Source organism: Gabonia massiliensis, assembly GCF_001403595.1.
In the GTDB taxonomy this organism is placed as follows: domain Bacteria; phylum Bacteroidota; class Bacteroidia; order Bacteroidales; family Coprobacteraceae; genus Coprobacter; species Coprobacter secundus.
This window is the reverse complement of sequence record NZ_LN877939.1, coordinates 1,337,920-1,352,085: the sequence shown is the minus strand read 5'-3', so window position 1 is coordinate 1,352,085 and position 14,166 is coordinate 1,337,920. Positions and strand designations below refer to the sequence as shown.

General features: G+C 33.7%; 12 protein-coding genes and 1 pseudogene. 5 read left to right on the top strand and 8 right to left on the bottom strand.

The genetic code is table 11. The features are described 5' to 3' along the window. Positions 1-202 precede the first annotated feature (202 nt). From BN2628_RS10070 to BN2628_RS10060, 3 genes are all read right to left on the bottom strand, one after another. Positions 203-802, bottom strand: a complete 600-nt coding sequence (locus BN2628_RS10070; RefSeq protein ID WP_044225982.1) for an aminotransferase class IV — start codon at positions 800-802, stop codon at positions 203-205. After that, complete coding sequence (locus BN2628_RS10065; protein ID WP_044225979.1) at positions 786-1,775, bottom strand: aminodeoxychorismate synthase component I; 990 nt, start codon at positions 1,773-1,775, stop codon at positions 786-788. The genes BN2628_RS10070 and BN2628_RS10065 overlap by 17 nt, the downstream gene beginning before the upstream one ends. A 129-nt stretch (positions 1,776-1,904) precedes the next feature. Then, complete coding sequence (locus BN2628_RS10060; RefSeq protein ID WP_021930517.1) at positions 1,905-2,909, bottom strand: class II fructose-bisphosphate aldolase; 1,005 nt, start codon at positions 2,907-2,909, stop codon at positions 1,905-1,907. A gap of 368 nt (positions 2,910-3,277) precedes the next feature. Here BN2628_RS10060 and speA point away from each other — a divergent pair, with 368 nt between their 5' ends. The 4 genes from speA (at position 3,278) to BN2628_RS10040 (ending at position 7,620) form a co-directional block, all read left to right on the top strand. Beyond that, complete coding sequence (gene speA, locus BN2628_RS10055; protein ID WP_044225974.1) at positions 3,278-5,173, top strand: biosynthetic arginine decarboxylase; 1,896 nt, start codon at positions 3,278-3,280, stop codon at positions 5,171-5,173. Between the two features lie 11 nt (positions 5,174-5,184). Continuing rightward, positions 5,185-5,937: a tRNA pseudouridine(38-40) synthase TruA gene (gene truA, locus BN2628_RS10050; RefSeq protein ID WP_044225971.1), complete on the top strand. Its 753-nt coding sequence runs from the start codon at positions 5,185-5,187 to the stop codon at positions 5,935-5,937. A gap of 66 nt (positions 5,938-6,003) precedes the next feature. Then, entirely contained in the window at positions 6,004-6,903 is a 900-nt protein-coding gene (locus tag BN2628_RS10045; RefSeq protein WP_044225968.1) for a DMT family transporter, read from the top strand. Between the two features lie 75 nt (positions 6,904-6,978). Next, entirely contained in the window at positions 6,979-7,620 is a 642-nt protein-coding gene (locus BN2628_RS10040; RefSeq protein WP_044225965.1) for a DUF3256 family protein, read from the top strand. A 455-nt stretch (positions 7,621-8,075) separates the two neighbouring features. Here BN2628_RS10040 and BN2628_RS10035 read toward each other — a convergent pair whose 3' ends face one another. Further along, positions 8,076-8,282 (bottom strand): heavy-metal-associated domain-containing protein, encoded by a 207-nt coding sequence (locus tag BN2628_RS10035; protein ID WP_044225963.1) that lies wholly within the window; start codon positions 8,280-8,282, stop codon positions 8,076-8,078. A gap of 10 nt (positions 8,283-8,292) precedes the next feature. Further along, positions 8,293-10,500 (bottom strand): heavy metal translocating P-type ATPase, encoded by a 2,208-nt coding sequence (locus BN2628_RS10030; RefSeq protein WP_044225961.1) that lies wholly within the window; start codon positions 10,498-10,500, stop codon positions 8,293-8,295. A 252-nt stretch (positions 10,501-10,752) separates the two neighbouring features. Between BN2628_RS10030 and BN2628_RS10025 the strand changes: the two genes are divergently transcribed. Further along, entirely contained in the window at positions 10,753-11,325 is a 573-nt protein-coding gene (locus tag BN2628_RS10025) for a DUF5715 family protein (protein WP_257606449.1), read from the top strand. A gap of 4 nt (positions 11,326-11,329) precedes the next feature. Here BN2628_RS10025 and BN2628_RS10020 read toward each other — a convergent pair whose 3' ends face one another. The 3 genes and pseudogenes from BN2628_RS10020 to BN2628_RS10010 form a co-directional block, all read right to left on the bottom strand. Continuing rightward, complete coding sequence (locus BN2628_RS10020; RefSeq protein WP_044225958.1) at positions 11,330-12,481, bottom strand: hypothetical protein; 1,152 nt, start codon at positions 12,479-12,481, stop codon at positions 11,330-11,332. 40 nt (positions 12,482-12,521) lie between these two features. After that, positions 12,522-13,397 (bottom strand): annotated as a pseudogene (locus BN2628_RS10015) (acetylornithine carbamoyltransferase); the annotation flags it as partial. Positions 13,398-13,502: 105 nt separating this feature from the next. Then, on the bottom strand, positions 13,503-14,166 hold a 664-nt coding region (locus BN2628_RS10010; protein WP_074024083.1), incomplete at its 5' end, for a glutamate-5-semialdehyde dehydrogenase.

Sequence of the window (14,166 nt, the reverse complement as noted above, 5' to 3'; positions counted from 1 at the left end):
CCTTCCCGGATCACTCAAAAGGATAAGAATATTATTTCCATCCTCTTTCTAATAATTAATTATGTATTTAGGAATAAATAGAAGTTATGAATAACAGAGATTTTTTAGAATATTTTAGATGACTTATCTGAGGTTTGCGGTAATTTATTTGCTCTATTTTAATATTTCTGTCAGAGAGAGCCAATCTCTTCCGCGGAACTAATTATTCTTGTTCTTTATATATCAGGTTTGTAGGAAATTCTATTTCACCGAATGTTATTAAGGCATTAAATAATCGAATGCGGTTATATTGAATAAGGTCAGAGATATGAATATCCTTTACTTTGATTAATCCTTTAGAGAGGAGGTATTGACGTTGAATTCCTTTTAATAAGGGTTTTTGGGGAGTATACCAGTCTTGCCCGTTGAATAAAGCTATATTGCATGTACTTGTATCTGTAAGAAGATTATTTTTTACAATTAAGATATCGTCACAATTGTTTCTTTTTGAAAATAGTTCATTAAGTAAGTTTCTGTCGCACTTTTTAAAAGAATAATCTATATTATTGTATTGTATGAGTTGTAGAGAATTGATTGGTCTTAGATGATAGGTAGAGTATTCGATGCTGATAATATTTTCATTATATATTATTCTACATTTAGTACGTTTAGAATATCCCTCTGGCGAAATAAGAGATTTTATATTTAAAAATTTAGTTATGTTGAAATGTACTTTTTGAGTTTCGTGCATTCTTTGATTATGGAAATCAATATTCCAAATTTTACCATTTTCAATTCTTATACTTTCAATAAATTGACACATATATTTTTTGTTTTATTTCATTATATTCATTGTGAATTTTACTTTTAGCAGTGATTCCTCCTCCGCTTTTAAATAGATATTTACCTTGTGCATTTTGTTCGATAAAACGAATCATTACAGCACTATCGACTTTCTTACCATCATATATTCCCATTATACCAGTATAGAATCCTCGGTCATAATTTTCGGCTTCTGTAATGATTTTTACTGTTTTTCTTTTGGGAGCTCCGCTGATTGATCCGGCTGGGAGTAATTTAAATATTATATCACCTAATGTATTAAGATAGTTTTCTGGTAGGATACCTTTTATTTCGGAGCTGACTTGTAGAAGTTTTCCTTGATGTGTTGTTATTGTATCAATGTACCTATACTTGGAAACAGTTACTTTATCTGCAATAATGCTTAAGTCATTTCGTATTAGGTCTACAATCGTTGCATGTTCGGCTGACTCTTTTTTATCATTTAATATCTTATATTTTGCATCTGGTTCGTTTGCGTCAATTGTTCCTTTCATTGGATAAGAATATATCGTTCTGTCAGGATGGATTTGTATAAATATTTCAGGAGAGAAAACAACAAATTTATTTTTTATCCAAAGTTTATATTTTGCATTAGCCCTATAAAATATTTCTTTTAATGACAGGTTACATTCAATAGGGGTGGCACAGGTTAGATTCGTAAGAAAAGAATTACCTAATAATAGATTTTGGGTTACGATATTAAATGATTGTTGATAGTCTTTAAATGGTATATAATGAGGTTTCCAATAGAATTCTTTACTAGAGGGTGTATAATGAGCGGGGATATTGGATATTCCATTAAAATCATAAAGTATATTTTGGTTATTAATTTTATTAAGAGGATATAAGAATCCTTCTTGCGTATTAAAACTAATGATGAATAAAGTCGGTTTATGGGATTGCCCTGCTCTATTTAGTTCTTGTATAATTTCTTTTGTGTTATTAAAATACATATTGGTTACAATTTATTATGTATTTCTATAAATTTTGTAAAGAAAAACTGAAATATTTCTAAACGAACAGGGATATACCAATATGTTGATATATCCCTGTTTATATGATGCTCTTATTTATGTATTATGTTAGCAGCTTAATTTATCGTTGCTTCCTAATACATTGATAATTTTATGCATATATAATTTTTTCATTTCATCACGGGCTGGACCTAAATATTTACGAGGGTCGAATTCTGCAGGTTTTTCGGCAAAGACTTTGCGAATAGCAGCAGTCATGGCCAAACGACTATCAGAGTCAATATTGATTTTACAAACGGCGGATTTAGCTGCTTTACGTAATTCATCTTCTGGAATACCGATAGCTGCATCTAATTTGCCTCCATATTGATTTATCATTTCGACATATTCTTGAGGAACTGAAGAAGACCCATGGAGAACAATTGGGAATCCCGGAAGTTCTTTCATTACACCGTCCAATACATCAAATGCCAATGGAGGAGGAACTAAGCGTCCGGTTTTAGGATCTACAGTACATTGTTCAGGTTTAAATTTGTAAGCTCCGTGTGAGGTTCCAATAGAAATAGCTAAACTATCGCATCCAGTTTTGGTCACGAAGTCTACAACTTCTTCTGGTTTGGTATATGTGTGATGTTCTGCACAAACCTCATCTTCAACACCGGCTAATACTCCAAGTTCACCTTCTACAGTTACGTCATATTTATGTGCATATTCAACAACTTTTTTTGTTAAAGCAACATTTTCATCATAAGGAAGATGAGAACCATCTATCATAACTGAGGAAAATCCCATGTCTACACAAGATTTGCATAATTCAAAGGAATCTCCATGATCTAAGTGTAGAACGATTTCTGGATGAGCACATCCTAATTCTTTTGCAAATTCTACAGCTCCTTCTGCCATATAGCGAAGTAATGTTTGGTTTGCGTAATTACGGGCACCTTTTGATACTTGAAGGATAACTGGTGATTTGGTTTCTACAGCAGCTTGGACAATAGCCTGCAATTGTTCCATATTGTTGAAGTTAAATGCAGGGATAGCATATCCTCCTTTGATAGCCTTTGCAAACATTTCTCTTGTGTTTACAAGACCTAAATCTTTGTAATTAACCATTTTGTTTATTGTTATTTCGTTAATAAATAAAAACTATGCAAAGTTAATATTTTATGACGAAAAAAAGGATTGTCGACATAAAAAAGCTTGAATTTTGTCTAATCTTTTTAAGCCTTGAATATTTGATTTTATGAATTCTATTTTAATATATCAATTAGAGTAATCAGAGATGATTCTTATGTTTTCCGTTAAGTTGTTTTAATGTCTATGCTCCTGACCTTATGATTTTTAAATATACCCTTTTTCCTTTCATTTTTTATCTGTACTTTTGCCGCTCATTACAAATTATAGAAAGCGATAAATTAATCTCGTTTTTTATATTATGAGTGAATTTATTAAGATTAACAGAAAATTCAGATTTACGAAGAATGAGAAGATGGCGTATTGATGATTCAGCTGAGCTGTATAATATCAACGGTTGGGGGCTGAAATATTTTACTATTAATGATAAAGGTCATGTTACTGTCACTCCTAGGGAAGGTAGTGCAGGCGTTGATCTGAAAGAGTTAATGGATGAATTACAAGTTCGGGATGTTACATCTCCGGTTTTGGTACGTTTTCCTGATATTCTTGATAATCGTATCGAAAAAATATCTCGTTGTTTTAAGCAAGCCGCAGATGAATACGGATATACCGCTCAAAATTTTATTATTTATCCGATTAAGGTAAATCAGATGCGACCTGTTGTGGAAGAGATCGTAAGTCATGGTAAAAAATTTAATATAGGACTTGAAGCAGGATCTAAACCTGAACTCCATGCAGTGTTAGCGATAAATATTGATGAAAATTCATTGATAATTTGTAATGGGTATAAAGATGAGAATTATATAGAGTTAGCGTTGCTTGCTCAAAAAATGGGTCGGCGTATTTTCCTTGTTGTAGAAAAATTGAATGAATTAAAGTTGATTGCTTCAATATCGAAGCGGTTGAAAATACGACCGAATGTTGGCATTCGTATTAAACTTGCGAGTTCTGGTAGTGGTAAATGGGAAGAATCTGGAGGAGATGTTAGTAAATTTGGATTGAATTCGAGTGAATTGCTTGAGGCACTTGATATACTCGAAAAGAATAAAATGAAAGATTGTTTGCGCTTAATTCATTTTCATATAGGCAGTCAGGTAACAAAGATACGCCGTATTAAGAATGCGTTGAGGGAAGCATCTCAATTTTATGTTCAACTCCATAATATGGGTTTTGATATTGATTTTGTTGATATAGGTGGAGGATTGGGAGTTGATTATGATGGAACCCGCTCGTCAAGTAGTGAGAGTAGTATGAATTATTCTATACAAGAGTATGTGAATGACTCTATATCTTCTCTTGTAGATGCTTGTATAAAGAATGATATTCCACAACCTAATATAATAACGGAGTCTGGACGTTCTCTTACTGCACATCATTCAGTTTTGATATTTGAGGTATTGGAGACTGCGACATTGCCATCTTGGGATGAGAATGAAGAGATTAGTGATTCCGACCATGAATTGGTACATGATATGTATCAGTTGTGGGAGTCTATCAACCAACCACGTTTGATAGAGTCTTGGCACGATGCTTTGCAGATACGAGAAGAGGCTTTAGATTTATTTGGTTTAGGTATGCTTGATTTGCGAACACGGGCTCAGGTGGAGAGATTATTCTGGTCAGTGGCACGTGAAGTTTTTGCCATTGCTTCAGAAATAAAGCATGCTCCGGAGGAACTAAAAAAAATTTCAAAAATGCTTCCAGATAAGTATTTTTGTAATTTTTCATTATTCCAATCTTTGCCAGATTCATGGGCAATAGACCAGATATTCCCTATAATGCCTATTAGTCGATTGGATGAAAAACCTGATAGAACAGCAACCATACAAGATATAACTTGTGATTCGGACGGTAAAATCGATAATTTTATCTCCACGCGTAATTTTAATTATCATTTGCCTGTACATACGTTAACGAAAGAACCTTATTATATAGGTGTATTTCTTGTGGGAGCATATCAAGAGATTCTTGGAGATATGCATAATCTTTTTGGTGATACCAATGCTGTTCATGTAAGTGTATACAAAGACCGTTATGAAATAGATCAGGTGATTGATGGTGAGACTGTAGCTGAAGTTCTTGATTATGTCCAATTTAATCCAAAGAAGATGGTACGTAGTGTAGAGACTTGGGTAACAAGTTCTATGAAAGCAGGGATAATTACACCTGAAGAAGGACGAGAATTTCTTTCAAATTATCGGTCAGGATTGTATGGATATACTTATCTTGAAAAGGATTAAAAAATAAGCTCGTGCAGAGATATTTTCTATATTTTGCTTACGATGGTTTCCGATATCATGGATGGCAGATACAACCAAATGGTATAACGGTACAGGAGTGTGTAGAGGAGTCTCTATCTCTTATATTGCGTGAAAAGATATCTGTTGTCGGAGCTGGGCGGACTGATGCGGGGGTACATGCTCGAGTAATGGTTGCTCATTTTGATGTAGATACGGTTATTACCAATCTCGATTCTTTTTGTGATAAATTAAATCGAGTATTACCTTCAGATATTGCAACTTATAAAGTTGTTCCGGTAAAGAATGACGCCCATAGTCGTTTTGATGCTATGTCTCGTACTTATCATTATTATGTAATCGGAAGTAAAAGTCCATTTGAAGAACGATATGCTTGGAGATATCATGGTAGTCTTGATTTTGAAAAAATGAATCAGGCTGCTAGCCATTTGTTTGATTATACGGATTTTACCAGCTTTAGTAAGTTGCATACCGACGTAAAAACAAATAATTGTCGAATAATGCAAGCTCGTTGGGAAATAATGGATAATAAGGCTGTTTTTATTATTCAGGCCGATCGTTTTCTGCGAAATATGGTTCGAGCTATAGTTGGTACGTTGATAGATGTGGGACGTGGAAAAATATCTGTTATAGATTTTTGCCATATAATCGAGCAGAAAAATAGGTGCAAAGCGGGGGTATCAATGCCGGGTAATGCATTGTTTCTTATGGATATTTCGTATCCGGATGATATTTTTATGAAATAGTTTTATACTAGAGAATAGAATTCTATTTTCCAGTAAAAAAAATCTTTTATCCAGTATAGTTCTATTATGTGGTTGACATTAGCATTTATATCAGCAGCCTTGTTAGGAATGTATGAAGTTTTCAAAAAAGCAGCATTAAATGAGAATGCCGTTATTCCTGTTCTTTTTTTTAATACTGTCTTTTGCAGTTTACTATTTCTTCCGATTATATTGATGTCTCGTTTTTGTCCGACATTGATACAGGATACAATGTTCTATGTTCCTAAAGTTGCATTTGAGACACATTTGTATATTATTCTTAAATCAATAATAGTTTTATCATCGTGGCTATTTGCCTATTTTGCGACGAAACATTTACCTATAACAATTGCAGGAACCATAAAAGCTTCTCAGCCAGTTTTGACATTACTGGGTGCCCTTATTGTATTTGGGGAACGATTGAATTTGTTTCAATGGATAGGTGTAAGTTTGGCTATTATTTCATTTTTTTTGCTTTCGTCTGCTGGGAAAAAGGAAGGCATAAATTTTAAACATAATATTTGGATATGGTTTATAGTTCTTGCTACAGTAACGGGAGCCGTTAGTGGTTTATATGATAAATATTTGATGGCACGATTTGACCGTATGACTGTACAGGTTTGGTATAATTATTACCAGATGGCCATCATGTTTATAATATTATTGTTATTATGGTATCCTAAAAGAAAAGTTACTACCCCTTTTCAATGGCGTAACAGTATTTTTTTTATTTCGCTATTTTTAGTTATAGCTGATTTTGTTTATTTCTATGCTCTTAGTTATCCTGACTCTATGATTTCTATTGTTTCTATGGTGAGAAGGAGTGGGGTAGTGGTAAGTTTTGTGGCAGGAATATTTTTCTTTAAGGAACGAAATATTAGGAATAAGGCAATTGATTTAATTTTAGTGTTGATAGGTATGTTTTTTCTCTATTTGGGGAGTAAATAAAACTTGCTTAAATATCTTGAGGATTGGATAATATGATTATTTTTGTAACTTTAACAACAGAAATAGAGCTTTAGTATGCGTACGATTATATATCTTTTTTTCTCTTTATTTATAGCCGTATCTGTGGAAGCACAGAGAGTATCATCTTTCTTTATTATTATGCCCGATGAATTGTTACCTCAAATTGAAACAAATAGAAGAAAGGACATGATTGACCTTTTTCAACATTCACAAAAAGGTGGGATAACAAATTCTCTTGGAGGGAGATCAGATGTAACTGCATTATCGGATAACTATATTTCTGTTGGTTTATCATCTTCATCTACTATGCAAATAAAATTACTTCCGTTAAAAGGGAAAGAAGAAACAGTTATTGCTGTTGTGAATACAGTTTGTGCACCAGCGTGTGATAGTCGTATTGATTTTTATGATACGAATTGGAAACCTTTAGATAAGAAAGATTTTATTGTTTTACCCGATAATAGGGATTTCTTATTAGATGATGGGAAATTTAATGGGGATGCCAATGAAATGATTCAAAGGGTCGATATTCCTTTGATGCGGTATGATTTTTGTGAAGGAAATGATAATTTGCAAATAACGTATACTATAGATGAATATATGCCAGAAGAAATGTATAAACAAATAAAGCCTTATTTAAGGGATTCATCATTAGAATATGTTTGGGATGGAAACCATTTTAAAAAGGAGAAATAGGGCTTTTGTTATTGTGTATTTAGATTACAGTTAGATCGGCCATGAAACATTTTTCTATTTTTGTTATGTTCGTAAGTTTATTCTTTTCTTGTCAAAAGCTATTAGTTACGGCTGATTATTTTAAGTGATACTTTTACCTCAAAATGTTAATTTGAAAGATGATAAAGGATTTCTCATTAATAAAAAATGCATGTGTTTATTTCTCTTTGGGAAATAAAGAATTATAAAAATCAGAATATATTCAGGTTTACCACGGGAATGAAGCTTGAGATGTTGAATAAGGCTCGAAATAAAAATGTTGTCATTTTTCAAAATGAAAACTATAGATGATTTCTAGAAAAGTTGCAACAAATGGTTTTTCGTTATGATAAATATGGATATAATTATGTCAAACATGTGTTTGATAATGAGAAAAATTAGCATAAAAATAAGACACTTTTAAAGGTGTCTTATTTTTATGCTAATTTTTCAGCTTTGAATCCTGCTTCTGAAACTAAAGTTATTATTTTATCATCTGTTAAAGAAGACTTAATAAGTAAGGTTTTGTTGGGATTGGTTAAGTCTATAGACCATTCTGTTATTTCTGGAGTATGATTTAATTTTTCTCCGATTTTTGCCACACAACCGGCGCATTTAGCATTTGTTTTAAAAGTACGTTCCATAATTTATTATTTAGTTTATTTTTATCCATTTTAGACGAAGACTGTTGAGTACTACCGATACTGAGCTAAAAGCCATTGCTGCACTTGCCCACATCGGATTTAGTAATATCCCGCATATTGGGTATAATAATCCTGCAGCAATAGGTATTCCTATAATATTATAAATGAAAGCCCAAAATAAATTTTCTCGGATAATCCGTACGGTTCTCCGAGATAAATTGATTGCTTTGGATAATAAAGATAAATCTGAAGTGATTAATGTTATCATGGCAACATCCATGGCAATATCTGTCCCTTTACCCATTGCAATGCTGACATCGGCACGAGCGAGAGCCTGAGAATCATTTATTCCGTCTCCTACCATGGCAACAAATTTCTTTTTGTTTTGAAGGGTTTTGATATATTCTTCCTTACCTGAAGGAAGTGCATCTGCTTGTATATTTTTTATTCCTAATTTTAGAGCAACCGAGTTTGCTGTATGGCGATTATCTCCAGTTAGTAAATGTATTTCAATACCTTTTTTTTGTAATGAAGAAATGGCATATTTTGAACTTTCTTTTATAGGATCAGATAATGCAAAAATGGCTAATATTCTATTTTGCTTACCGTAACAAACGATACTTTGACCATCATTCTGCCATTGTTTGAGTACAGGTTTTACGGATTCAGGGAATGTTGTTGTTTGGTCTGCTGCCATTTTTAAACTCCCTACCCAAAAAAAATTTTTATTATATTCTACTGTAATTCCTTGCCCTGTAAGACTTTGAAAGGAAGTGACAGAAATAGGCTGAATCTCTTTTTTTAATAGAAAATCGGTCATGGCAAGAGCAAGAGGATGTTCTGATTTTTGTTCGGCACTTAATAGTACAGACAGCATTTCTGTATCAGGTGTTTGTAACCATATTTCTGCTGTTACAGCAGGGTGTCCTTGGGTAATAGTTCCAGTTTTATCTAATACAATGCAATTTACTTTGCAAAGATTTTCGAGAGCAAAAGCATCTTTTATCAAGATATGATTTTCAGCACCTCTTCCTATTCCAACCATAAGAGCTGTTGGAGTTGCCAATCCCAAAGCGCAGGGACAAGCTATTACAAGAACGGAAACTGCAGATAAAAGAGCATAGGAAAAGAAATCATTACCTCCGACAAGTAACCATACGATAAAGGTGATAATTGCAATTATAATAACAATTGGTACGAAGTAAGAACTGATTTTATCTGCAATTCGTTGCACAGGAGCTTTACTGCCTTGTGCTTCTTGAACCATATGTACAATCTGAGAGAGTATGGTTTGTGTTCCTACTTGTGTCGCTGTAATGGAAAAAGTACCTTTTTGATTGATTGTTCCGGCCAAGACTTTGTCTTTGCTTTGCTTTTCTACAGGGATAGGCTCTCCACTTATCATGCTTTCATCTACGTATGAATTTCCGTCGAACACAATTCCGTCTACAGGGACTTTTTCTCCAGGTTTTACTCGAATAAGATCTCCGGGTTTTAGGATATTTAAAGGAACCTCTTTTTCTCCCTCAGTAGTGAGTAGGTGTGCTGTTTGAGGTTGTAACCCCATTAGTTTCTTTATTGCAGATGATGTATTGTTTTTAGCTTTGGATTCCATTAGTTTTCCAAGTAGAACAAATGCAATAATCATGCCGGCAGCTTCATAATAAACATGTGGTTCAAGGCCGCGTTTTGTCCAAAAGTCTGGATAAATAGTATTAAACAAACTAAATAAAAAGGCTATTATTGTACTTAAAGAGACCAAGGTATCCATATTAGCCGATTTATGACGGAGTTGCTTCCATGCGTTTATATAGAAAGATTGGCCGCAAAATGATAAGATGGGGAGAGTAAGTAAAAGCATTACCCAGTTTGCCCAATTTTGATGCATGATGGTCATAGATATACCCATGAGAGGTATAGATAATATCCATGCTGTTATGGTACGCTTTTTTATACTTTGGTAATGTTGTTTTTCAGCTTTTTCTTGGATTTTTTCTCTGTTATTTTCTTCGATGACTAAATCATATCCGATTGCTTGTACAGCCGACTTTATCTGTAATAATGATGTTTTTTTCGGATCGAATGATACAGTAAGGGTATTTGCTGCAAAATTGACAGTAGCAGAATCGACTCCAAGTATTGAGCGTACTTCATTTTCTACGTTATTAGCACATACAGCACAACTCATTTCAAGAACAGGGACAGTTATTTTTTCCATAAAATTATAAACAAAAATCTTGATAGAAAATTCATTAAAGATATAACAAATATTTGAAATCTGAAGTTTATTTTCTACAATGAAAAATTGGGGTTAATGAAAAATTTCGTAGAAAAGAAAAAATTTTCTAAGTTTGTGAAGCATTATAGTTCCTCATTTAGTTAAGAAAAATTTTTAGTGAAGATAGTAATATATTTTTTGTTAATTTTATTTGTCTTTTTAGGTGGATGTTCGCAAAGAAAAGAACAGAGAATGATTCCAGTGAAAAAAGATATCCGTATTAATCCGTTTGGCCGATATTCATCAACATTTAATGATATGAATGATGTTCATTTATCTTCGGCCATGAGTTTGGGTATTAATCCGATACATTCTCGTGAGGAGGCATTTGATTTGGGAGAAGCATTATGTCAGATAGAGGATTGTGATTATTATTCCATTGATTCGCTATCACATTCAATTCCTTTTTTAGTTCCGAAAGCTCGGGATTTATTAGATACAATAGGACGAAATTTTATTGATTCTCTTCAGAGTAGAGGAGGAGGTAGTTATAAGATAATTGTTACTAGTGTATTGCGTGCTGAGAATGATATATCAAGACTAAGAAAAAAGAACAGTAATGCCAGTTCAAATTCAGCACATCGTTTTGGTACTACATTTGATATTGCATATTCCCGTTTCCAACGAACAGATAATAGATATACTGTTGCTGATGCTCAGCTTAAGCATTTGTTAGCTGAAGTGCTACTGGCCCTTCGAAAACAAAATAAGTGTTATATCCGTTATGAGATAAAACAAGGGTGTTTTCATATAACAGCTCGTTGATTTTTTAGTTTTGGGAAATTTTTAATAAACGGCCAAATCCACAATAGCTAACAGAAAAACCCACCTGAACACCTTTCAACATAAAGTCGTATTTACCATAATTTATATATATACGTGTTCGTATGGATGAAGTGAACATTTCACGATGTCCAAACCAAAAAGATGGAACCAGAGATACGATAGTTGAAAAACGATAATCAAAATTTATTCCAGCTGTTATATTAAAATCATTTTTGTATATATTGACTTTATCTTGTCCTTGACGGTCAAGAACTCGTGAATACTCGGTTTGAGTACCACCGATGAATGGCATCATAGAAAAATGTTTATTATCTACCATTTCATACCCCAAGGCTACTGAGAATTGAGAATAAGATGGATGCTGTCCTTTTATCCAAGTTGTTTCTTGTGTACCTTTATCGTACGTAATAGATAAATCTTGTTTCATTTTTGTGGAGCCTGCAGCCATGTCTAAAAGCAGGTGAGCTCTTTTATATGCAAAATCGAGACCTAAATGAAATTGCCAGGCTGGGGAAAAATAGTTTAATAAATTATCTCCTATTGGAAAAATTGCACCGAATCCAATGTGAATACCATATCCAAACCCACGAGGTTGTATAAGTGGAGTTGAAGATAAAGGCGTAGCTCTAAGTTCTTGAATAATGTATAATTCCCATTCTCGCATTTTGTTTTGATTTTGCCCTTTGGCTGTTTCTTTTGCCATTTTTTCACATTGTTCATTATATAATTGCATATAATGTCGATGTTCGTTTTCTGCATCTATCCCAGTGAGTCCTTTATTTAATTCGTTTTGTAATTTCCTTCTATAAAGCTCAAGAAGGTCGAATGTTGCTTGATAATACCGTAATAGTGTATCTGACTTTTCACTTGGGACTATTCTGGATTGAGACCGATCGATATAAGCATATGCCCGTGGTTGTATTGTTTTAGTATTTCCTTCTTTAGTCTTTTCAATATCTACTCCTAAATTTGTTTTTAATATTGAGGACACTCCTTTTATATTGGTTGTATCTTGGAAATCTTCCCACGAAAGCATCCCACTACTCCATTGTTTCGTATTGGTATCTCTCTGCTGTGCCGATATGGTAAAGCATATCATAGATAAAATGATGATATAGGTAAAAGATTTTTTCATAGTTGTATATATTGGGTCCTCTTAAAAAAGACTGATTTTGTTATAGACTTTCCAAAATACGTTTTAATACAACTTGGGCCGATATTTCTCGATTTGCAGCTTCTGGTATGACAATAGATTGGGAGCTTTCGATTACGTCGTCACTTACAATCATATTTCGTCGTACAGGTAAGCAGTGCATGAAGAACGCATTGTTTGTTAATGCCATTTTTTCGGAGTCTACAGTCCAAGACCGATCTGTATTGATTACTTTTCCATAATTTGGATCCGTATAAGCAGACCAATTTTTAGCATATATGAAATCTGCGCCTTCAAAGGCTTTTTTCTGATTATATTCTACTTTTGCATTTCCTACAAATTCAGAGGCAAGCTCATATCCTTTGGGATGAGTAATTACGAATTCATAGTCTGTAGCATTCATCCATTCGGAAAAAGAGTTTGCTACAGCTTGAGGAAGTGGCCGTGGATGAGGTGCCCAGGTTAATACAACTTTGGGCCTTTCTTTAGTTTTATATTCTTCAATTGTAATCAAGTCTGCAAAACTTTGTAATGGATGTCGGGTTGCGGCTTCCATGCTAAATACAGGTCGGCCAGAATATTGAATAAACTGATTTAATATTTTTTCTTGATAATCATCTTCTTTATTTTCGAATTTGGCGAAAGAGCGGACACCAATAATATCACAATAGCAACCCATTACGGGTATGGCTTCTAAAAGGTGTTCTGGTTTATCCCCGTCCATGACGACTCCTCGTTCTGTTTCTAGTTTCCAGGCTCCTTGGTTGATATCTAATACCATTACATTCATACCTAAGTTTATTGCAGCCTTTTGAGTACTGAGACGGGTACGTAAACTTGAATTGAAGAAAATCATCATCAAAGTTTTATTCTTACCTAATTCTTGGTATCCAAAACGGTTACTCTTTATCNTGTGTAAAACTACAAATTTATCGTTTATATAACTTCCTTTTTAGACTTTTTTTGAAGGGAAATAGGACAATTTTGATAAAGATATAAAAAATTAATTCTGACGTATTTGTCCATCTCCCCAAATTACGTATTTGTATGTAGTAAGCTCCGGAAGGGCCATAGGACCCCTTGCATGCAATTTTTGGGTGCTGATACCTATTTCAGCGCCAAATCCGAATTGTCCTCCGTCAGTAAATGCTGTAGAAACGTTGCTATATACACAAGCAGCGTCTACTTCTTTGATAAAGCGTTGTTGACGGCTTTTGTCTTCACTAATAATACATTCACTATGTTTAGAAGAATAATGGTTGATGTGTTCCAATGCTTCATCCATACTATGCACTGTTTTTATTGCCATTTTATAATCTAAAAATTCTGTACCGAAGCTTTTCTCGTTTGCCAACCGCAAAAGTTCCATTGGATATTGATTTTGTAAAACTTTATAAGCTTCCTCGTCAGCGTATATTATAACATGACTATTAGATAAGGATGAGCATAATGCAGGGAGGTCGTTTAGTCTTTCACTATCAATGAGCAAGCAGTCTAAAGCATTGCAAACGCTGACCCGTCTGGTTTTAGCGTTATTGATAATATTAGTTCCTTTTTTTACGTCTCCGTATTTATCGAAATAGGTATGACAAATTCCTGCTCCGGTTTCTATGACTGGGACCAGTGAATTATTTCTGACAAATTCAATCAAGTTTTTACTCCCTCGG

What these genes read in the sequence shown, in the direction of transcription:
- BN2628_RS10070 (WP_044225982.1), bottom strand. Translation starts at nt 802, where the DNA reads ATGTGTCAATTTATTGAAAGTATAAGAATTGAAAATGGTAAAATTTGG.
- BN2628_RS10065 (WP_044225979.1), bottom strand. Translation starts at nt 1,775, where the DNA reads ATGTATTTTAATAACACAAAAGAAATTATACAAGAACTAAATAGAGCA.
- BN2628_RS10060 (WP_021930517.1), bottom strand. Translation starts at nt 2,909, where the DNA reads ATGGTTAATTACAAAGATTTAGGTCTTGTAAACACAAGAGAAATGTTT.
- speA (WP_044225974.1), top strand. Translation starts at nt 3,278, where the DNA reads ATGAGAAGATGGCGTATTGATGATTCAGCTGAGCTGTATAATATCAAC.
- BN2628_RS10045 (WP_044225968.1), top strand. Translation starts at nt 6,004, where the DNA reads ATGTGGTTGACATTAGCATTTATATCAGCAGCCTTGTTAGGAATGTAT.
- BN2628_RS10040 (WP_044225965.1), top strand. Translation starts at nt 6,979, where the DNA reads ATGCGTACGATTATATATCTTTTTTTCTCTTTATTTATAGCCGTATCT.
- BN2628_RS10035 (WP_044225963.1), bottom strand. Translation starts at nt 8,282, where the DNA reads ATGGAACGTACTTTTAAAACAAATGCTAAATGCGCCGGTTGTGTGGCA.
- BN2628_RS10030 (WP_044225961.1), bottom strand. Translation starts at nt 10,500, where the DNA reads ATGGAAAAAATAACTGTCCCTGTTCTTGAAATGAGTTGTGCTGTATGT.
- BN2628_RS10025 (WP_257606449.1), top strand. Translation starts at nt 10,753, where the DNA reads ATGATTCCAGTGAAAAAAGATATCCGTATTAATCCGTTTGGCCGATAT.
- BN2628_RS10020 (WP_044225958.1), bottom strand. Translation starts at nt 12,481, where the DNA reads ATGAAAAAATCTTTTACCTATATCATCATTTTATCTATGATATGCTTT.